General features: G+C 69.6%; 17 protein-coding genes and 3 tRNA genes. 3 read left to right on the top strand and 17 right to left on the bottom strand.

Annotation, left to right across the window (positions count from 1 at the left end; genetic code table 11):
• Window positions 1-54: 54 nt before the first annotated feature.
• Together V2S05_RS12135 and hrpB are read left to right on the top strand one after the other, a co-directional pair.
• Window positions 55-1674, top strand: coding sequence for an SPFH domain-containing protein (locus V2S05_RS12135; protein WP_413635604.1), 1620 nt, complete (start codon window positions 55-57; stop codon window positions 1672-1674).
• A 201-nt stretch (window positions 1675-1875) separates the two neighbouring features.
• A complete protein-coding gene (hrpB, locus tag V2S05_RS12140) occupies window positions 1876-4431 on the top strand; it encodes an ATP-dependent helicase HrpB (protein WP_413635605.1) in 2556 nt (851 codons plus the stop codon).
• 9 nt (window positions 4432-4440) lie between these two features.
• On the opposite strand, the gene V2S05_RS12145 is transcribed toward hrpB, so the two are convergent.
• The 15 genes from V2S05_RS12145 to serS form a co-directional block, all read right to left on the bottom strand.
• Window positions 4441-5973, bottom strand: a complete 1533-nt coding sequence (locus V2S05_RS12145) for an L-serine ammonia-lyase, iron-sulfur-dependent, subunit alpha (protein WP_413635606.1) — start codon at window positions 5971-5973, stop codon at window positions 4441-4443.
• Window positions 5974-6128: 155 nt separating this feature from the next.
• A tRNA-Arg gene (locus tag V2S05_RS12150) sits at window positions 6129-6201 on the bottom strand.
• 73 nt (window positions 6202-6274) lie between these two features.
• Window positions 6275-6907, bottom strand: a complete 633-nt coding sequence (locus V2S05_RS12155; protein ID WP_271638628.1) for an asparagine synthase — start codon at window positions 6905-6907, stop codon at window positions 6275-6277.
• Window positions 6908-6961: 54 nt separating this feature from the next.
• The gene (locus V2S05_RS12160; RefSeq protein ID WP_413635608.1) at window positions 6962-7621 is read right to left on the bottom strand and encodes a GntR family transcriptional regulator; all 660 of its coding nucleotides are present in this window, start codon (window positions 7619-7621) and stop codon (window positions 6962-6964) included.
• Between the two features lie 62 nt (window positions 7622-7683).
• Complete coding sequence (locus tag V2S05_RS12165; protein ID WP_071644853.1) at window positions 7684-7818, bottom strand: methionine/alanine import family NSS transporter small subunit; 135 nt, start codon at window positions 7816-7818, stop codon at window positions 7684-7686.
• Complete coding sequence (locus V2S05_RS12170) at window positions 7815-9434, bottom strand: sodium-dependent transporter (protein ID WP_413635610.1); 1620 nt, start codon at window positions 9432-9434, stop codon at window positions 7815-7817. The genes V2S05_RS12165 and V2S05_RS12170 overlap by 4 nt, the downstream gene beginning before the upstream one ends.
• A gap of 53 nt (window positions 9435-9487) precedes the next feature.
• The gene (locus V2S05_RS12175) at window positions 9488-9718 is read right to left on the bottom strand and encodes a multidrug transporter (RefSeq protein WP_413635612.1); all 231 of its coding nucleotides are present in this window, start codon (window positions 9716-9718) and stop codon (window positions 9488-9490) included.
• Window positions 9719-9810: 92 nt separating this feature from the next.
• Window positions 9811-10797 carry an aldo/keto reductase gene (locus V2S05_RS12180; protein ID WP_413635614.1) on the bottom strand — a complete coding sequence of 329 codons (987 nt, stop codon included), beginning with the start codon at window positions 10795-10797 and terminating at the stop codon, window positions 9811-9813.
• A gap of 10 nt (window positions 10798-10807) precedes the next feature.
• Complete coding sequence (locus V2S05_RS12185; protein ID WP_413635616.1) at window positions 10808-11821, bottom strand: SDR family oxidoreductase; 1014 nt, start codon at window positions 11819-11821, stop codon at window positions 10808-10810.
• A gap of 137 nt (window positions 11822-11958) precedes the next feature.
• A tRNA-Ser gene (locus V2S05_RS12190) sits at window positions 11959-12047 on the bottom strand.
• A 73-nt stretch (window positions 12048-12120) separates the two neighbouring features.
• Window positions 12121-13680 carry a sialidase family protein gene (locus V2S05_RS12195; protein ID WP_413635618.1) on the bottom strand — a complete coding sequence of 520 codons (1560 nt, stop codon included), beginning with the start codon at window positions 13678-13680 and terminating at the stop codon, window positions 12121-12123.
• A gap of 55 nt (window positions 13681-13735) precedes the next feature.
• Window positions 13736-15019 carry an LCP family protein gene (locus V2S05_RS12200; protein ID WP_413635620.1) on the bottom strand — a complete coding sequence of 428 codons (1284 nt, stop codon included), beginning with the start codon at window positions 15017-15019 and terminating at the stop codon, window positions 13736-13738.
• Between the two features lie 22 nt (window positions 15020-15041).
• A tRNA-Ser gene (locus V2S05_RS12205) sits at window positions 15042-15126 on the bottom strand.
• Window positions 15127-15250: 124 nt separating this feature from the next.
• On the bottom strand, window positions 15251-16045 hold the full coding sequence (locus V2S05_RS12210; RefSeq protein ID WP_413635622.1) for an HAD family hydrolase: 795 nt from the start codon (window positions 16043-16045) through the stop codon (window positions 15251-15253).
• The gene (gene serS / locus V2S05_RS12215; protein WP_413635624.1) at window positions 16042-17358 is read right to left on the bottom strand and encodes a serine--tRNA ligase; all 1317 of its coding nucleotides are present in this window, start codon (window positions 17356-17358) and stop codon (window positions 16042-16044) included. Before serS ends, V2S05_RS12210 begins: the two co-directional genes overlap by 4 nt.
• A gap of 76 nt (window positions 17359-17434) precedes the next feature.
• Here serS and V2S05_RS12220 point away from each other — a divergent pair, with 76 nt between their 5' ends.
• A complete protein-coding gene (locus tag V2S05_RS12220; protein WP_413635626.1) occupies window positions 17435-18433 on the top strand; it encodes a diacylglycerol/lipid kinase family protein in 999 nt (332 codons plus the stop codon).
• A gap of 10 nt (window positions 18434-18443) precedes the next feature.
• Here the strand turns inward: V2S05_RS12220 and V2S05_RS12225 are convergent, their stop codons facing one another.
• Window positions 18444-19157, bottom strand: coding sequence for a hypothetical protein (locus V2S05_RS12225; protein ID WP_413635628.1), 714 nt, complete (start codon window positions 19155-19157; stop codon window positions 18444-18446).
• Between the two features lie 55 nt (window positions 19158-19212).
• Window positions 19213-20676, bottom strand: coding sequence for a cardiolipin synthase (cls, locus tag V2S05_RS12230; protein WP_413635630.1), 1464 nt, complete (start codon window positions 20674-20676; stop codon window positions 19213-19215).
• Between the last annotated feature and the right edge of the window lie 11 nt (window positions 20677-20687).

Consider the following 20687-nt stretch of genomic DNA (forward strand, 5'->3'; position numbering starts at 1 on the left):
GCCGAGACTCTGGCAGGGTGTACCTGAAACCTACAAGGGGGAAGGAAGGTCACCATGGAGATCGCCGGAGCAATCGGCATCCTGGTCGTCATCGGAATCGCGGTCGTCGCCGCGATCGTCATCGCGCTGATCCTGCTGCTGTTCGCCCGCAGCTGGATCAAGGTCGCTCGAGCCGATGAGGCGCTTGTCATCTCGGGTCGCAAGCAGAAGGTGCAGCGCGCCGTCATCAATGCCGACGGCAGCACCAGCTCCGAGATGGCGGAGTCGCCGGTCACGGTGATCGTCAACGGCAAGTCGCTCGTCAACCCGATCACGCAGCGTCACGAGATCATCTCGCTGCGCTCGCGTCAGGTGTCGCTGAACGCCGAGGCGCAGTCGCTCGACAGCGTCACGCTCAACGTCGACGGCGTCGCGATCGTCAAGATCGGCTCCGACCCCCTGTACGTTCGCCGAGCAGCCGAGCGCTTCGCCTCGCAGGACAAGGCGATCGAGCAGTTCACCACCGAGCAGCTCGAGGGCGCGCTGCGCGGCATCGTCGCGACGCTGTCTGTCGTCGAGCTGATGCGCGAGCGCAAGAAGTTCTCCGACCAGATCGCCGCCGACGTCTCGCAGGAGCTCGCCGAACAGGGTCTCATCCTCGACTCGTTCCAGATCAAGGGCATCACCGACAAAGTCGGCTACATCCAGTCGCTGGGTGCGCCCGAGATCCAGGCGAAGCGTCAGGCCGCCGAGATCTCGCAGACGAACGCCGACCGGGCGATCAACCAGAAGAACATCGCCAACCAAGAGGCGAACCTGATCGAGCAGACCGCGCTCGACACCAACACCGCCAATGCCAACGCCGGCATCGGACGCGCACGTGCCGAAGCCGAGCAGGCCGAGCAGCTGGCCCGCGCTCAGGCCGAGCAGGCCGTGCTGCAGCAGCAGGCTGAGAACAAGCAGGCGCAGCTCGACGCCGACGTCAAGCGCGTCGCCGACGCGCAGCGGTACGAGGCCGAGACCCGCGCCCAGGCCGACCTGTTCACCCGCGAGAAGGCCGCCGAGGCCGCCGCGATCGAGCAGGTCAAGCAGGCCGAGGCCCGCACGCGCATCGCCGAGCAGCAGGCGCAGGCCGACAAGGCACGTGCTGCCGGTGAGGCCGCTGCCGCCGAAGCGAAGGCGACCGGTGACGCCAACGCGCTGCGCGCCCAGGCCGACGCCGAGGCCGAGGCCCGCCGGCTTCGCGCCAACGCCGAGGCCGAGGCGATCCGCGCCGAGGGTGAGGCGCGCGCCGCCGCCGTCGAGGCGGAGGCGAAGGCCATCGCTTCCAACCAGGAGGCGTTCCTGTCGCAGCGCGTGCTCGAGGTGCTGCCGCAGATCATGGCGGAGTTCGCGAAGGGCTACTCGGCGATCGGCAACGTCTCGATCATCGGCGGGACCGGCGAGGACGGCGCGTCCAGCGTCGTCGGCGGCGACAACGCCAAGGCGATGCGCTCGGTGTTCGACAGCGTGAGCGCCGCAACCGGTCTCGACCTCGCCGCGATCATCCAGGGTCAGGCCGTCGGCCGCAGCTTCGGTGCGGGTGTCGCTCAGGCGACGGATGCCTCGGCCGCCTCGCCTTCGGCCGCAGGCTCGGCCACCGCGATCGTCGAGCGCACCCTCGACGACCCGGCGGAGCCCACCGCCGGCGAGTAACCGCCGCTTCTGAAGAGCCGTCTCGCCCAGCGAGGCGGCTCTTCGCGTCTCCAGGTGCACGCGCGGCCCGGACACTCCGCATCCGCATCCGCATCCGCATCCGGGGTCACTTTCGTACGCTTTCAGCCCGGCGGGCGTACACGATCGACCCCGCAGCGGCTGGTTCGCCGAGTCGACGTCTCGGCCGGGCAGACTGGAACCGTGACCTCCCGCGCGTTCGACCTCGCCCGCATCGGCGCGGGCCTGTCGTTCGCGGCGGCCCTCGGCGACGTCGAGCGCGCACTCGACGCGGGCACCGCGCTGGTCATCAGCGCGCCGCCGGGCACGGGCAAGACGACACTCGTGCCTCCGTTGCTGGCAGCGCGCACCAGCGGACGCGTGATCGTCACCCAGCCGCGGCGCGTGGCAGCGCGCGCCGCCGCCCGGCGCCTGGCCGAGCTCGACGGGTCACCGCTCGGCGCCCGCGTCGGCTTCACCGTCCGCGGCGAGCGCAGAACGAGCCCGCAGATGCGTGTCGAGTTCGTCACGGCGGGGGTTCTGCTGCGCCGGATGCTCGATGCCCCGGGCCTCGACGGCATCGACGCCGTCATCATCGACGAGGTGCACGAGCGTGCGCTCGAGACCGATCTGCTGATCGGACTGCTCGGCGAGGTGCGCGAGCTGCGGGACGACCTCACGCTGATCGCGATGTCCGCCACGGTCGACGCCGAGCGGATCTCGTCGGTGATCGGCACCTCGACCGCGCCCGCACCGGTCGTCGAGCACCGCGTCGCCGCTCATCCGCTCGCCGAGCGATGGGCCCCCGGGCCGGGGCCGCGGCTCGACGAGCGCGGCGTCACCCGCTCATTCCTCGATCACGTGGCCCGCACGGCGGCATCCGCCGCCCGCGACCTGATCAGCGGCGCGCCCGACGCCGACACGCTCGTCTTCGCCCCGGGGGCACTCGAAGTCGCCGAGGTCGCACGCCGCGTCTCAGATCTCGCTCCCGAGTTCGACGTGCGCGAGCTGCATGGGCAGCTGCCCTCGGCCGCCCAGGACGCGGTGATCCGCGGCCGCGCCGCCCGAGACCGGCCGCGCATCATCGTGACGACCTCCCTCGCCGAGTCGTCGCTGACCGTGCCCGGCGTTCGTCTCGTCGTCGACAGCTGCCTGGCCCGGCAGCCGCAGCGCGATGCCGCTCGCGGGATGACTGGGCTGGTGACGACCGCAGCATCCCGATCGTCGTGCGTGCAGCGCGCCGGACGCGCGACCCGGCAGGGACCCGGCGCGGTCGTACGGTGCGTCGACGAACGCACGTACGCCGCCGCCCCGGCGCGCCCCGCCCCCGAGATCGCGACCGCCGACCTCACCGATGCCGCTCTGCTGCTGGCGTGCTGGGGTGCTCCAGGCGGTGCGGGCCTGCGACTGATCGACCCGTTGCCGTCCGACAGTCTGCGCGAGGCGATCGACGCGCTGCTCGCCCTCGGCGCCGTCGACGACGACGGTCGGGCGACCGCCGAAGGGCGCGCGCTCGCGCGCATCCCGGCCGATCCGCGCCTCGCCAGGGCACTGCGCGACGGCGCCGACGTCGTGGGTGCACGCACCGCCGCCGAGGTCGTCGCGCTCGTGGCCGGTGACGTCCGCGTGCGCGACGCCGACATCGCATCCGCGATCTCTGCGCTGCGGCACGGACGCAGTCCCGACGCGCAGCGCTGGGCGCGCGAGGTCGATCGACTGATGCGGCTCGTGCCGCCCGGACGCTCTGCACGAGGGCGCACGGACGACCTCGGGCTCGTCGTCGCGCTCGCTTTCCCCCGCCGGATCGCCAAGCGGGTCGAACGCTCGTCGGATGGGGCGACGTTCCTGCTGGCATCCGGAACGCGAGCGGGCATCGGCGGGCCCCTCGCAGACGCCGAGTGGCTGGCAGTCGCCGACGTGGCTCGCGCGTCCGGCCGCGTCGCCGCCGGCTCGGGCGCGGTCATCCGCGCCGCCGCGGCGATCACCGAGCAGCAGGTCGAGCGCGCCGCAGGCCAGCTGATCACCGATCGTGTCGAGGCGCAGCTGGTCGGCGGCCGCGTCAGTGCACGTCGCGAGCGGCGGGTCGGGGCGATCGTGCGCTCGTCCGTGCCGGTGCGCGCGTCTGCGGCAGAGGGCCGGGACGCCGTGCAGCGCGCGGTGCAGGCAGACGGTCTCGGCGTCTTCACCTGGACGGACGCCGCCGATGAGCTGCGCAGCCGGCTGGCCTTTCTGCACCGCGTGCTCGGCGACCCGTGGCCCGACGTCGGCGACGATGCGCTGCTGGCCCGTCTCGAGGAGTGGCTCGATCCCGAGCTCACCGCCCTCGCAGGCGGGACTCCAGCCGAGCGGATCGACCTCGCCTCGCCGCTGCGGCGGCTGCTGCCGTGGCCGGCCGCCGCCGAGTTCGACGCCCTGGCGCCGGAACGGCTCGAGGTGCCCAGCGGCTCACGCATCCGCATCGCCTATCCCTCGTTCGACGACGTCAGCGCCCCACCCGTCGTCGCGGTGAAGCTGCAGGAGTGCTTCGGCTGGGCCGAGACGCCCCGGCTCGTGGCCGGGCGTGTGCCCGTGCTCTTCCACCTGCTGTCGCCCGCCGGGCGACCGCTCGCGGTGACGGCCGATCTTGCCTCGTTCTGGTCAGGGCCGTACGCACAGGTGCGAGCGGAGATGCGCGGTCGCTATCCCAAGCATCCCTGGCCCGAGGACCCGTGGGCAGCGACGGCCACCCGCCACACCACTCGACGGGCTGCGCGGGACTGACCCGTCGGATCAGCACTCGATGACGTTCACGGCGAGGCCCCCCTCGCTGGTCTCCTTGTACTTCGTCGACATGTCGAGCCCGGTCTGACGCATCGTCTCGACCACCGCATCCAGCGAGACGTAGTGATGGCCGTCGCCGCGCAGTGCGAGACGGGCGGCTGTGACGGCGGTGGACGCGGCGATCGCGTTGCGCTCGATGCACGGAATCTGCACGAGCCCGCCGATCGGGTCGCAGGTGAGACCGAGGTGGTGCTCCATGGCGATCTCGGCGGCGTTCTCGATCTGCCGGACGGTTCCGCCCATCACCGCAGTGAGGCCACCCGCCGCCATGGCGCAGGCCGAGCCGACCTCGGCCTGGCAGCCGCCTTCGGCGCCCGAGATCGATGCGTTCGCCTTGAACAGCGACCCGAGCGCCGTAGCAGTGAGCAGAAAACGTCGGATGCCTCGGCGGCGATTCGCCTCGGCCAGCGCGTCGGCCTCACCGTCCGGGGAGGCCGGCCCCTTCGGCAGGCTCAGCGACTCAGTCCGAGATGTCGGCGAGCCGTCTGACGAGCGGAAACCGAGCAGGGCGCTGCCGACGAGCTCGCCGTGTGGGGTGACCGCGTTGCCGACTCCCAGACCGGAGTCGGCGAGGAAACGCCACCAGTACATCGCGACGGCTGGCAGGATGCCCGCCGCGCCGTTGGTCGGGGCGGTGACGACGCGCCCGCCGGCCGCGTTCTCCTCGTTCACCGCGAGGGCGAAGGCACCGAGCCATTCGCCGGGAAGCGCCGGATGCCCGTCGGCTTCGACCGCCTCGAGCTGCTGGCGGATGTCACCTGCGCGACGCTTCACCTTCAGGATGCCCGGCAGCGTGCCCTCCGAGTGCAGCCCTGCGTTGACGCAGGCGGCCATGGCATCCCAGACCGCGTCGAGGCCGGCCGCGACCTGCTCTTCGGAGCGCACCGCCATCTCGTTCGCACGGGCGATCTCGGCGATCGACATCCCCGTCTCGTCACAGAGCGTGAGCAGCTCTTCAGCGGTGTCGTACGGATAGGGCTGGGGGGCTGCGGTCACACGCACCTCTTCGCCGTCGCGACGGATGAAACCGCCGCCGACGGAGTAATAGGTCTGCTCGAGCACGACTGCGCCGTCGGCGTCGAGCGCGTGCAGGGTCATCGCGTTGGGGTGACCGGGTAGGCGCGTGCGAGGCACGAACGCGATGTCGTCCTTCGCGAACGAGATGCGGTGCTCGCCCGCCAGCAGCAGGTCGCGCCCCTCCGGCCAGCGGCTCCACAGCTCGCGCACGTCGTCGGGGTCGCAGGTCTCGGGGTGCAGCCCCTCGAGGCCGGCGACGACGGCATCCGGCGTGCCGTGTCCGAGCCCGGTCGCACCCAGCGAGCCGAACAGCTCGCATCGCACCCGCAACACGTCGCCGAGCAGGCCTTCGACCTTCAGCCGATCCGCGAAGTCGACGCCGGCGCGCATCGGACCGACGGTGTGCGAGCTCGAGGGCCCCACACCGATGGAGAACAGGTCGAAAGCCGAGACGTACGCAGTCACCTCTCCAGCCTACGTCCGCCCGGTCTTCTCGGGGCCGCAGACATAGCGCAACCGGCTCGGCCCCAGAGCTTCCGGCGGCATGTCCCAGCTGCACTGGAAAGGCGAAACCCCCGCCGCTTCCGCGACGGGGGTTTCAATACTGTCTCAACACAGTGCGCGCCCCGAGGGACTCGAACCCCCAACCTTCTGATCCGTAGTCAGATGCTCTATCCATTGAGCTAGGGGCGCACGGCCCGCTCAGCGGGCCGAAGAACAGCCTACAACACGTTTCGGCGAGAAGTGAAATCGCGCCGGAGCAGGCTCACGCCCGGCGTGTCCAGAGTGCGCGCTTGCCGTCTCGCTCGGCCCGAGATGTGTCTTTCTCCGCTGCCTTCTCAGCCGCCTTCTCCCGTTTGCGGCGGGCGCGCTGCTCCGACGACAGCGCCTGCAGATCGACGAGTTTGAGCGCCTGCATACGAGCCTCGCGCATCTGCTCGTACTCGGGATCCTGATCGGCGCGCATCCCCTCGACGCGCAGCCGACGATCGAGATTGCTGCGCACATCGGTCCACGCCGCGGCCCTCGCCTCCTCCACGAGCGCTCGCAGCGCTTCGGGATCGTCGGTCATCTCACGCAGATGTGTGGCGACGCCGAGCGACTGCTTGGCGCGGCGCCGCAGGTTTCGCACGTCCCGGTCGCGGTAGTCGTGAGTGCCGTGCGGGTCGGAGTGCCGGCCGCGGGCGCGTTTGCGCAGCGCCGTGAGGTGCTCTGCGGCCTGCTCGGATTCGTCGGCCATCGCGCGCAGCGCGACCCGTGCCTCGTCCATGTAGTGGTCGATCTCGAAGGTGCCTCCCTGCGCGATCGTCCCGACCAGGATCTGGTTCTTCACGGTCAGCCGAACGGCCGCCGTGGCGATCGCGACGCCCTCGGCGACGGCATCAGCTGTTCGTCCCACGAGTACCTCCCGCATCGAGCGTACCGGCACCCCACCCACAGCGGTGGGGTGGGTTCATTCGCGCGGAGCGGATGCCCCGAACATGCGCTCGTGAGCGGCCGCCCGTCCTTCGGCGAGATGCTCGGGAACCAGACGGCGCAGGGCCTCGACATCACGCGCGCGGATCGCGTCGAGGATCTCGCGGTGGGTCGACGCCATCTCGGCGAGGTCGTCATGCTGCCCGAACAGCCAGCGCAGCCGGGTGACGAGGGAGGCCGCAAGCTCGACGAGCATCGCGTTCTGCGACAGACGGACGACCGCCATGTGGAACGCCGTAGACGCCTGGCGTGCGGACTCGATGTCGTCGAGCGCGGCTGCGGCGGCCTCCTGCGCGACGAGCGACTCGAGCAGTGCGATGCCCGCCTCATCGACGCGCTGGGCCGCGAGCACGAACGACAGCGTCTCGAGCGCTTCTCGGACTTCGAAGAAGCCCTGCAGGTCGTGCGGTGAGAACTCGCGGACCGTCGCTCCGCTGCGCGGGCGTGCCACGACGATCCCGTCGGCGACCAGCGCCTTGATGGCCTCTCGCACCGGCAGCCGTGACACCTGCAGCTCGGCCGCGATGTCGCGCTCGACCAGTCGCGACCCCGGCGGGCGTCGGCCCGACATGATGTCGTCTCGGAGCGCATCGGCCACACGCTCTGATTCGAGGCCCGACATTCCACCCAACGGCATGATCGGATTCAACCACCACCCGGCCGATTCGGCCAGTGTTCCGGCATTCCGGCCGGCTCTCCTCAGAGCTCGACGGGAGGCGCCGGTTCGTCTTCGGCGGCCTCGGGATGACGCACGAGGTTCACGACGGCGAGGGCGAGCCCGCCCCACACGGTGACCATCGCGACGATCATCATGACGACGGCTGTGGGGGTCATGATCGTGCTCCGTTCTGGCGGGCATCCGCCACGGCGATGCTCCCGGTCTCGGCATCCGGTTCGTAATTCTCGACGACGAGGAACTCGTCGTACTCAGGATCATCCTTCGCGTGCGAGCGGCTGCTCCACGGCAGCAGCGACAGCATGATCGCGAACACGATGATCGCGACCACCATCCCCCACCCGAAGATCGCCAGGAACCAGAGCGGATAGCCCTCGTACGGTGTCGTGACCTTGGTGATGATCTCGCTGATGAACAGGTAACCGAGCACGACCGGGGCGAGCGCCCCCACCAGCAGCATCCAGACCCACCCGAGCCGGAAGCTGGAGCGCTTGTTGAGGTGCTCGCGCAGCACCGGCAGTTTGCGCAGGATCCACGCGACGAGGATGACCGCGACCAGCGCCACGGCCATGATGCCGAAGGCGTTGATGAACGCGTCGGTCGCATCGAGCACCTGCAGCGCCGTGGTGGTCGAGAAGAACGCGATCGAGATCAGGGCGACCGGGATGGCCACTGTGAGCGTGGTGCGCACCCGGCCCCAGCCGAGCTTGTCCTGCAGCGCGGCGACCACCACCTCGAGCACGGAGATGAGCGAGGTGATTCCGGCGAACACCAGGGCGCCGAAGAAGAGCACCCCGAGAATCGAGCCGCCGGTGGCCTGCGAGACGATGGTCGGGAAGGCGATGAACGCCAGCCCGATGCCCGATGATGCGACGCCCGAGACGTCGGTGCCCTGCGCCTGGGCCATGAATCCCAGGGCGGCGAACACGCCGATGCCGGCGAGGATCTCGAAGCCGGAGTTCGCGAAGCCCACGACGAGACCGGAGCCGGTGAGGTCGGTCTTGCGCTTCAGATACGACGAGTAGGTGACCATGATGCCGAAGGCGACCGACAGCGAGAAGAAGATGTGGCCGTACGCCGACGCCCACACCCCGGGGTCGGCGAGCGCCTCCCAGTTCGGGGTGAAGAACGCGTTGAGCCCGTCCATCGCTCCCGGCAGGAACAGGGCCTGCACGACGAGCAGGGCGAACATGAGCGTCAGCAGCGGCATCAGGATCATGTTCGCGGCGCCGATGCCGCGCTTGACACCCAGCGCCATGATGATGATCACGACGAGCCACACGCCGATGAGTGGGATGCCCACCTGCGGCACGAACTCGAGCGAGACACCCTTCTCGATGTCGCCCATCTGCAGGAAGTCGGAGAAGAAGTAGTCCTGCTCGTTGCCCTCGCCCCAGGTGATCTGGGCCGAGAACCAGGTGTACATGGCGGCCCACGCGATGATCACGGCGTAATAGGTGGCGATCACGACGCAGATCAGCACCTGCCACCAGCCCAGCGGCTCAGCCGCGCGGCTCATGCGCCGGAACGCCAGCGGCGCGGAGCCACGGAAGCGGTGCCCGATCGCGTAGTCGAAGAACAGCAGCGGGATGCCCGCGGTCAGCAGTGCGCACAGGTAAGGGATGAGGAACGCGCCCCCGCCGCCCTCATAGGCGACGTACGGGAACCGCCAGATGTTGCCGAGCCCGACCGCGGATCCGATCGCCGACAAGATGAAGACGTTGCGCGATCCGAAGGCCTCGCGTCTCTTGGTCTGCGCCGTTGCATTCGCCATGCTCCGAGGCTACCGGAGAGGCGAGACGACGACAGCCGGCCTCGCCGCCGAGCTCAGTCCGAGCGAGGCGCGTCTGCGGGGTCGTCGGCACCGTCCACGCCCGGCCCGGGGCCAGGGCGCACGGCTGCGGTGTCGGCGACGTCAATGCGCACATTGCCGTCGTGCTCGGTCACCTCGATGCGCGGTGCCGCATCGGCCTCGGTGGAGTGCTGCGCGCGAAGGAACTGGTCGCGCAGCTTCTGCTCGTGGGTCATGCCCTCGATGGGGCCGTCGTTCTCGCTCATGCCACGACCATCTCGCGCGCGGCCGACGCGGGCGAGGCCCTGGCCGCCGACCAGCGGAGGTGATAGAAAACCCTGCGCCGAGATCTCGCTGTTCACCACCGAGGGTGGACGTCCGCCCGGAACCGGCGGTCGTAGAGATCTCGCACGGCTGCGGTGAAGTCGTCGCCGAGCTCGGGGACGCACCCCGCGGCCGCGTTCGATTCCGCCTGCGCGACGCTGCGCGCGCCCGGGATCACGGACGAGACGCCGGGAAGCTGAGAGACCCACGCGAGAGCCGCCGTTGCCGGAGCGAGACCTGCTCCCGCGGCAAGCGCGGAGAACTCCTGTGCGGCCTCCACACCCTGGTCATAGTCGACGCCCGAAAAGGTCTCACCCTGGTCGAAGGCCTCGCCGTTCCGGTTGAAGCTGCGGTGATCGTTCGCGGCGAACTCCGTGTCGCGGGAGTAACGGCCCGACAGAAGCCCGCTTGCGAGCGGCACGCGGGCGATGATGCCGACCCCCGCCTCGATGGCTGCGGGCAGGACCTCGTCGAGTGGCTTCAGACGGAAGGCGTTCAGGATGATCTGCACGGTCGCGACGCCCGGTCGCGCGATGGCGGCGAGCGCCTCGGCGGTCGTCTCGACGCTCACACCGTAGGCGGCGATCGCCTGCTCCTCGACCAGGGTGTCGAGCGCGTCGAACACGGCGTCGTCGGAGTAGACCGCCGTCGGCGGGCAGTGCAGCTGCACGAGGTCGAGGGTGTCGACACCGAGGTTGCGGCGGCTGCGGTCGGTCCACGACCGGAAGTTCTCCAGCACGTAGTTCGCCGGAATCTGCTCGACGCGGCGGCCCATCTTGGTCGCGATTGTGAGCGGGGCATCCGGGTTCTCGCGCCGCCACGCCCCGATCAGCGACTCGCTTCGCCCGTCGCCGTACACATCGGCAGTGTCGAAGAAGGTGACTCCGGATGCGGCGCTCGCATCGAGCACGGCTCGGGCATCCGCTTCACTCACCTCGCCCCAGTCGGCGCCGAGCTGCCATGTGCCGAGACCGATGACGGAGACGTCGCGACCAGTGCGACCCAGAGTGCGATGCTGCATGCGATCGAGCCTAGGGCGTAGCCGCATCGTCGGCGCCCCCGCGGCGGCTGGGCGACAGTAGTCCGGTGAACGGAGCGTCCAGAGCAGGGTCGACGCGCTGCAGTTCGGGATGCCCGTCATGCCACTCGATGATCTCCCGCGCCGCGTGATGGAGGGCGACGGTCGGCGCGAAATCGGGGACGAGGCGGCGGATCTTGGTGTTGTCGAAGACGACGGAGTGAGCCATGTCACCCGTCAGCTGTCCCGCCCGCTCCGGAGCGAGCCGCTCGAACTCGGCGCTCGGCGCATGCCGCAGCCGCGGTTCCGCCCCGGCGGCCCGACCGAGGATCGAGTAGATCTCGTTCCACGTGTAGACGAAGTCGCTCGTGATCTGGAAGGTGTCGCCGTAGGCGAGCGGGTTGCCGAGCAGTCCGACGAACCCGACGGCGAAGTCCGTGGAGTGGGTGAGCGTCCACAGGGACGTGCCGTCGCCGTGGACGACGATCTCCTCGCCTCGGCGGATCCGGTCGATCGCGGTCCACCCGCCGAACGCCGGGATCGTCCACTTGTCGTAGGTGTGCGAGGGACGCAGCACCGTCACGGGGAAGTCGCGATCGCGATACGCCCGGGTCAGCAGCTCCTCGCACGCGATCTTGTCGCGCGAGTACTGCCAGTGCGGATTGCGCAGCGGGGTCGACTCGGTGATCGGCAGGTGCGCCACCGGCTTCTGATAGGCGGATGCCGAGCTGATGAAGACGTACTGTCCGGTGCGCCCTTCGAAGCGGTCGATGTCACGCTGCACGTGATCAGGCGTGAAGGCGATCATGTCGGCGACCACGTCGAACTCGCGACCGCGGAGCGCAGCGTCGACTGCCTCGGCATCCGAGATGTCGGCCGTCAGCACTTCGACGCCTTCCGCCGGCGCTCGGCGGGACTGGCCGCGATTCAGCAGCGTCACCTCCATGCCACGCCGGGCTGCGAGTTCGCTCGCGGCAGAGGAGATGATTCCCGTTCCACCGATGAACAGCACCTTCAACGCAGTCATGCGGTGCACTCCACCGAGGAGCGAGCAGGGGCGACGTGCCGAGCCTCCGGCCGCGTGGGGCCCGGAGCGAAAAAGCTGCACCCGTCGCCGGTGAACGAAACGAGCCCTGGACTTCGTCCGGGGCTCGTTCTGTTCAGCGGAGACGGAGGGATTTGAACCCTCGGTCCCCTTGCGAGGACTCCACCTTAGCAGGGTGGTGCACTAGGCCTGACTATGCGACGTCTCCAGGCACCCGGTTTCACTGGATGCGCCTTGCAATCATAACGGTTCTGCGGGGCTCCCACGAATCGAGCGCGTGTTCAGCCGATCGGGCGGCCCGTCGCGCAGTCGAAGCGCAGCTCACGGTCGAGCCCGAGCTCGGGAACGGCGAATCGCGCCGTGACGACACCCGCGGCGATATCGGCATCGTCGACGGTGAGTGCGGGGTAGGGCTGAGAGAACAGCAGCCGTCCTCCGGCGGGGATGTCCTGCGGCGAGGTGCTCCCACCCGGATGCTCGAGCACGACGTTCCGCGCCCCCGCATCCGCTGGCATGCGCACGCGCACGTGGAAGGCGAGGATGTCTCCGGCACGCAGCCCGGGTCGTGGAGGCCCGTAGTTGCGCAGCTGTGCCTCACGAGTGCCGAGGATCATGCCCCCTGCCGCCCCGTACGCCTGGCCGACCTCCTTCCACGCACTCGCAGCGACGCCTCCGGCATCGACGGGATATACGTGGTGCTCGCCGACGTGCACCCACTCGTCGGGCAGTCCGGGCGTGATCGAACGCAGGATGACCTCGAGGGTGGGCACGGGCGGTGCGCCGACCCGGGCGGCCTCCGGGTCGATCGGGCCGGCATCCTGGATCTGCGTCAGGCTCACAGTGGTGAAGACGATCTCGGAGTATCCCTCCCGCTCGTACAGCACCCCGATGCGGCCGTCGGGCAGGGCGGCCGCGCACGAGTAACCCGAGCTGCCCTCGCAGATCGCATGCTGGTGCGGCCAGCTGGCACCTGCGTCGAACGACAGGCTCACCGCCGTGTTGCGGCGCATCTCGGGGTCGAGGTTCGAGGTGACGAGCAGCGCTCCGGGCGCTGAGGACGCACCCGCCAGGGCGAGCAGCGACCCGTTGTCGCTGGGGTCGGGCAGACCGGAGACCTGCTCGACGGCGCTCCACGTCGCGCCGCCGTCGGTCGAGCGCGACGCCAGCCGGTGCGGCGTGCCTCGGGAGTGCAGCAGCAGCGACCCGTCGAGCAGCGCCGCGATCGACGACTCGTTCGTGCCTCCGCCCACGGCGGCTCCCAGCATCCACGTCTCGCCGTGATCATCGCTGTAGGCGGCGGCCGCCGTGATCTCCCCGCCATCCAGCAGCACCATGGGCTGCACGAGTCGGCCGGCGTGCTCGCCCTCCGCGATGCGCACGCCCGTGCCCGATGCGGCGAAGATGCCGGTGATGCCCGCCCGCTTGAGCTGCGCGGTCAGCCGCCGATGCTCCCAGGTGAGGCCGTCATCGTCCGACACCGACACGTCGACGTGCTGCACCTCGTCGACGGGCTCGGTGCCCTCGACGGCTTCGAAGAAACCCGCCCGCGTGCCGGCGGCGTGGAACATGAATATGCGCCCCGTCGCGGTGTCGACCAGCAGCGACGGGTCGCCGAACCCCTGCAGCCCGGTGCCGGTGCGCACGACCTGCTGCGGCTGCCACGTCGCACCGCCGTCGGCGCTGCGTCGCAGCAACAGGTCGATCGGGCTGGGCAGATCGTCGAGGTTCGGGCGGCCGTCGTAGGCGGCGAGCAGAGTTCCGCGGGTGGTCACGGCGAGCGCGGGAATGCGGTACTGCGCGTAGCCGCCCTCGCCGCGGCGCGCGATCGGGAGGGTGGTCACCAGACGATGCTACCGACTGACGCCGCCGGCCGAGCCCCGAGGCACCTCCGCGCGATCAGCGACGGACGTTGCCGTTGGAGCAGGTCTGCACTGCGGCCGAGTTGCCCTTGATCGAGCTGGGCAGCTGTGCGACATCGTCGGGCACCGGAGCAGTCGACTCCGTGGCACCCGGATCAGGAGCCTCGGTCGCGGGCGCCTCGGGGGCCGCGGGAGTCTCCGGCTCCTGCACGACCACGCCGTCGTCCTTGGTGTTCTGGTGCGTGATCTGCAGCTGCTTGTTCGCGGCGATGGCATCCCACAGGGCCGTGGCCGCCTGCTTGTCCGGCACGACCTTGTTGGGGTCGCTGGGATCGGTGGCGGTCGGATACTGCACGAAGACGATGTCCTCGAACGGCACGCTCTTGACGGCGAGGGCGATCTGCACGATCTTCATCGGGTCGGCGAGCGAGGTCGAGGCCTCGAGGTTGTTCAGTCCTGTGTCGGCGAGACGCAGCATCGTGGGCACGTTGCCGAGCACCTCTCCGCTGATCATCTTGCGGGCCAGGCTCGACATGTACTGCTGCTGATTGCCGATGCGGCCCAGGTCCGACCCGTCGCCGACGCCGTGGCGGGTGCGCAGGAACTGCAGCGCCTGCATGCCCTGAATGGTGTGCGTACCCGCGGGCATGTCGAGGCCGGTGTACTTGTCTTTGATGGGATTCGCCAGGCAGACCTCGACGCCGCCGATGGCGTCGGTGATCTCGATCACGCCGCCGAAGGTGACCTTCGCGGCGAACTCGATGTCTTCGCCGGTGAGCTTCGAGATCGTCTGGGCGACGCAGTTCAGCCCGCCGCCCTCGCCGCCGTGCTCGTAGGCGACGTTGAGCGGCTGCTTGCTCATGGCCGACTTCGTGTTGCCGTCTGCATCGGTGCACTCGGGTATGGGCAGCATCAGGTCGCGCGGGAAGCTGACGGCAGTCACCCGACGCGGCTCGGCCGAGACGTGCACCAGCAGGTTCACGTCATTGAGCGTCCCACCGGCGTCCTTGCCCGTGCAGCGCTCTCCGAAGAGATAGGCGTACTTCTCTTCGCAGGTGTCGACGCCGGCGAGGAGGATGTCGAATCCGCCTGGATACGCTCCGATGTCGGGCGGGAGCTCCTTGGTGTCGTCCAGCTCGACCGCGTTGGCCGTCACGGTGTTCGTGAAGCTGCTGAGCACGTACCCCGCGACGCCCACGCCGCTCACGAGCACGACGGCGAGCACGACGCCGACGATCTTGAGCAGCTGCCCCACCGCACTCGGAGACCGCAGCTGACCATGGCGCGCCACGGGCTGGCGGCGTTTGACGGACGTGCTCACTCGGGGGCCTTTCGACATGAAGCGGAGGGTGTGGGATTCGAACCCACGGGACATTGCTGCCCACTGGTTTTCAAGACCAGGTCCATCGGCCGCTCGGACAACCCTCCCGACGCCGGTTCGCACCGGACGGTCAGTCGTCGAGTCTATCGGTTTCGCGGAAGCCGATCAGGACGACTCATTCTTTCGCGGCCGTCTGGGGATCTTCTGGGCGGGGCACTCGAGCGGGCGGGCTCAGAGGAGGGTACGCAGGGCGGATGCCAGACCGCCGTCCTCCACGGTGTGAGTGAGCTCGCCGGCGGCATCCTGCACTTCCTCGACCGCCTGCCCCATGGCCACCGCGCGCCCGCCGCCGGCGAGTGCCCAGGCGAACATGCCCAGATCGTTGCGACCATCACCGGCCACGAGAACCCTCTCGCGCGGCACGCCGAGCTTCGCGCGCACGCGCTCGAGTGCGCTCCCCTTGTCGACGCCCTTCGGCGCGATGTCGAGCCACGCCGTCCAGCCGACGGCGTATGACACCTCGTTCAGCCCGACCTCGGCGACGATCCGCTGGAAGTCGGCCTCGTCGTGCTCGGGTGAGACCACCACGATGCGCGACACCGGCTGCTGCATGAGCTCGTCGAAGTCGACCCGACGGCCGGCGTCGAGCGTCCAATCGTCGAGCACTTCGGTGTAGAGCCGCTCGCCGGAGGCGAGCTCGACCATGTACCGGGCTTCGGGCAGGGTCTCGCGCAGCAGCGTGAGCACGGGGGCGGGGTCGAAGACCTCGACGCGCCAGCGCTCCCACCCGTCGCCGGTCCGGCGCATCACGACCGCGCCGTTCGAGCACACGACGTATTCGGCCGTCATCCCGAGCTCGTCGACGAAGCGCTTCGTGCCGCCCCAGCTGCGCCCGGTCGCGATCATGACCTCGTAGCCGGCATCGCGCACCTCGGCGACCGCAGCGGCGACGCCGGGGCTGAGCGTCTCGTCCTGCAGCAGGATGGTGCCGTCGACGTCGAGCCCGACCAGGCCGCGCGACCTCACTCGGTGCCCTGCGTGACGTCGGGCTGTTCCGACCAGCCGATCGGCCGCAGCACGTCGAGGCCGCCGAGATACGGGCGCAGCACCTCCGGGACGGTCACCGAGCCGTCGGCCTGCTGGTGGGTCTCGAGGATCGCGACGATCCAGCGAGTGGTGGCGAGCGTGCCGTTCAGCGTCGCGACGGTGCGCGTCTTCGCCGGCGCCGCGTCGTCCGACTCGGGGCGGTACCGGATGTCCAGGCGCCGCGCCTGGTAGGTCGTGCAGTTCGAGGTCGAGGTGAGCTCGCGGAACGCACCCTGCGTGGGCACCCACGCCTCGATGTCGAACTTGCGGGCCGCGCTCGACCCGAGGTCGCCTGCGGCCACGTCGATCACCCGGTAGGCGAGGCCGAGAGCGGTGAGCATCTCTTCCTGCAGCGCGACGAGGCGTTCGTGCTCGGCCTCGGCGTCTTCGGGAGTCGTGTAGACGAACATCTCGAGCTTGTTGAACTGGTGCACCCGGATGATGCCGCGGGTGTCCTTGCCGTATGAGCCGGCCTCGCTGCGGTAGCACGTCGACCAGCCGGCGTACCGGTGCGGGCCCTGGGCGAGGTCGAGGATCTCGTCTTTGTGGTAGCCGGCGAGGGGCACCTCGCTGGTGCCGACGAGGAAGAGGTCCTCCTTGTCGAGGTGGTAGACCTCGTCGGCGTGCTCGCCGAGGAATCCGGTGCCCTGCATGATCTCGGGGCGCACGAGCGTCGGCACGATCATCGGCGTGAAGCCGTTCGCGAGCGCTTTGTCGAGCGCGAGGTTCATCAGGGCGATCTCGAGTCGCGCACCGATGCCCTTCAGGAAGTAGAAGCGCGAGCCCGAGACCTTGACGCCGCGCTCCATATCGATGGCGCCGAGCATCTCGCCGAGCTCGAGGTGGTCGCGCGGCTCGAAGTCGTAGGTGGGTACATCGCCCACGCGGCGCAGCTCGACGAAGTCCTCCTCGCCGCCGGCGGGGACTCCGTCGATGATGACGTTCTCGATGCGCTCGAGGGCTGACGCCGCAGCATCCGCTGCCTCGTTCGCGGCCTGCTGCGCGGCCTTGACGCGATCGGCCAGCTCTCTGACCTGCGCGACCAGTGCCGCCTTCTCGTCCTTCGGCGCCTTCGCGACCGTCTTGCCGAAGGCGTTCTGCTCGGCGCGCAGCGACTCGAAGGCGCTCAGCGCGTCACGACGCGATCGATCCGCCTCGATCGCCGCATCGACGGTTTCGGGCGCGTTGCCGCGCGCGATCTGTGAGCGTCGGACGAGCTCGGGCTCGTCGCGGAGGAGGGCGAGATCGATCATGGGGCAAGTCTATCGACGGCCCCGGGCCCGCTCGGGCGGCGATCACCCACCTGCACGCAGGTCGTAGAGTGGCGGCATGTCGGAATCGAGGAGCGAGCGCGCGCACGCGGCTCTCATCCTCAACCCGGTGAAGGTCGACGCGGAGCGGCTGCGCTCGAGTCTGCTCTCGCTCTCCCGGGCGCACGGGTGGACTCCCCCGCGCTTCTACGAGACGAGCATCGAAGATCCCGGCCAGGGGATCACGCGCGCCGCGATCGATGAGGGTGCCGCCGCCGTCCTCGCTGCGGGAGGCGACGGCACGATCCGTGCGGTCGCCGAGAGCATGGCGGGAACGGGCATCCCGTTCGCCGTCCTTCCCGGCGGCACGGGCAACCTCTTCGCCCGCAACCTGGGCCTGCCGCTGCTCGACGTCGAGAAGGTGATGCAGGCCGTCTTCACGGGCTTCACCTACCCGGTCGACATGGGATGGGCGCGCCTGAACCGGCCCGACGGCACGATCAGCGAGCACGGCTTCGTCGTGCTCGCCGGCATGGGCCTCGACGCCGACATGATCGCCAACACGCGCCCCGACCTCAAGCGCTCGGTGGGCTGGGTCGCCTATCTCGACGGCGCCGCCCGCTCTCTCCCTGGCGCGAAGCCGTTCCGCGTCGTGTATCAGGTCGACGACGGCCGACTGCACTCGACCAAGGTGCACAGCATGCTGTTCGCCAACTGCGGTGCTCTGCCTGCGGGTATCGCACTGCTTCCGGATGCCTCCCTCGACGACGGCGCGATGGACATCGCCCTCATCCAGGCCACCGGCCCGCTGGGGTGGCTGGGCATCTGGCGCAAGGTGTGGTGGGACAACTCGGTGCTCAGGCGCACCCGCGCCGGGCGACGCGTGCTCGAACGGCGCGGCAGAGACGCATCGATCCGGTACCTGCGCGGCGCCGAGGCCGATGCGGCCATGATCGGTCCGACCTCGATCGAGCTCGACGGCGACGAGCTCGGCGTCGCCGTGCGGATGGTGTGCCGGGTGCAGCGCGGCGGTCTGACGATCGTGCTGCCCGAGGGCCACGACACCTCCGGGTTCTGAGCCCTGGCCGTCAGCCTACGACGGCGACCTTGCCGTCGAGACCGCCGCCGACCAGAGTCAGCTCGAAGGGTCCGTCGGCGCGGCCTTCGGGAACCGCGAGGGGCGTCAGGCGAGGAGCCATGTCCATCGTGCAGGGGCGATCGATGTCCTGGAACGTGACGGTCGCGCCGGCATCCGCCGCCTGAACATCGTCCACGATCGGCGGGCACGAGCCCGACCCCCAGGTCAGCAGCACGATGCCGTCGTCATCGAACCAGCTCGCCGACGGCTGATAGTCGGTCTGCCCCTGCGGCGCCGCGGCGAGTGCCCCGAGGTCGGCCGTGTCAGTGCGCCGTCCGTGCACGATCTCGACCTCGACGTCTGCGGTGACATCCACACCCTCGGGGACCGGCACCGTCAGCGCCCGCGGGGCCAGGTCGTCGGTGCACGCCTTTTCGCCGCTCGCGGCGAGGGTCACGCGGATGCCCTTGTCGATCTTCGCGACGTCGCCCAGCGTCGGGGCGCAGGACGACGATCCCCAGGTCAGCACGGCGATGGCGCGACCCCCGTCGAGCCACGCCACCTCGACCTCGCTCACTCCGTCGGCGATCGGCGGGGTCGAGACCTCGTTCGGCGTGCGGGAGCTCGTCGGCACGTCCGACCCGGGGGTGCCGGCGCACGCCGCCGCGAGCAGGGCGACGGCGGCGAGCGCCGCGACGGCGGAGAATGCGCGGAGGGGTCTCATGCCTTGATGGTGTCACGCCCGCGACGATCGTCCCAAAGCGGGCGTGCCCTGGGGCTCACTGCAGCGCGGAGGTGAGCCGTGCGAGGTTGTCGAGCACGGTCGAGCGCAGCGGCTGCTGCATCCACTCCTCCAGTGTCAGCTCGCGGCTGAGCGAGCGATAGTCGTCTTCGACCACCCGCATCTCGTCGACGAACTCCTCACCGCGCACGAGCATCGAGACCTCCATGTTCAGACCGAACGAGCGCATGTCCATGTTGCTCGAGCCGATCACGGCGACCTGATCGTCGATGGTGAGGCTCTTGGTGTGCAGGATGTACGGCTTCGGGTACATCCAGATCCGGATGCCGGCGCGCAGCAGCGCCTCGTAGTAGCTGCGCTGCGCGTGGTAGACCATCGCCTGGTCGCCCTGCTCGGAGACGAACAGCTCGACCTGCACTCCGCGATCGACGGCCGAGGTGACCGCCGCGAGCAGCGCCTCATCGGGAACGAAGTACGGGCTGACGATCATGATCCGCTCCCGGGCGGCGTAGAGCAGCCCGAGGAACAGGCGGAGGTTGTTCTCGACCTCGAATCCAGGGCCGGACGGCACGATCTGACAGTCCAGATCGCCGTGCCCGGTCTCGATGCGGGTGATGTCGATGCCCTCCGGCACGCTGTCGGTCTCGGCGTAGTAGTCGCTGAGGAACACGGCGTTGAGGCTGGCGACGACCGGCCCGTCGACGCGCACCATGAGGTCGACCCAGTGCAGCCCCAGGCGGATGTTCTTGGGCAGGTTGTACGAGGAGTCGGTGATGTTCTGCGACCCCAGGAAGCCGACCGTGCCGTCGATCACGAGCAGTTTGCGGTGGTTGCGCAGGTCGGGTCGCTGGATGCGTCCGCGCAGCGGTTGCACAGGCAGCATGAGATGCCAGTCGGCGCCCATCCTCTCCAGACGCCGCACGGTCTCGCGGTACTTCGGCTTCCAACGGTTGGCCCAGTAGTCCAGCAGCACCCGCACCGGGATCCCGCGGGCCGCCGTCTCTTCCATCGCCCGGAAGAAGTTGTCGGTCGAGGAGTCGGCCTGCAGAATGTAGAACTCCACATGGACGTAGTCCTGCGCACCTCGGATGGCCTCGGCCATGGCATCGAGCGAGGTTTGGTAGTCGCTGATGAGGTGCGCGCCGTTGTCGCCCGACAGCGGCAGTGCCCCCATCGCCTGGCTCATCGAGACCAGCGGCGGGAACCACTCCGGAGGGTCCGGGCGCAGCGAGCCGAGCCGGAGGTTGCTGGCGGTCTCGGCGATGTAGTGGTTGATCCGCTCCTGCTTGCGTCGGCGCAGACGGGGCAGTCTCGGGTTCCCGATCAGGAGGAAGAGGAGGATGCCGAGCACGGGGATGAAGAAGATCGCCAGCAGCCACGCCATCGCCGCGGTGGGGCGGCGATTGCGGGGGACGACGATGATCGCGAAGACACGCACGCTGAGGTCGATGACGACATAGCCGAGCACCGCCCACCAGGGCCAGGTGTTCACGTCGAGCACAGAGCCTCCCC

Origin of the sequence: Microbacterium sp. OR16, assembly GCF_047306725.1 — a bacterium.
GTDB lineage: Bacteria > Actinomycetota > Actinomycetes > Actinomycetales > Microbacteriaceae > Microbacterium.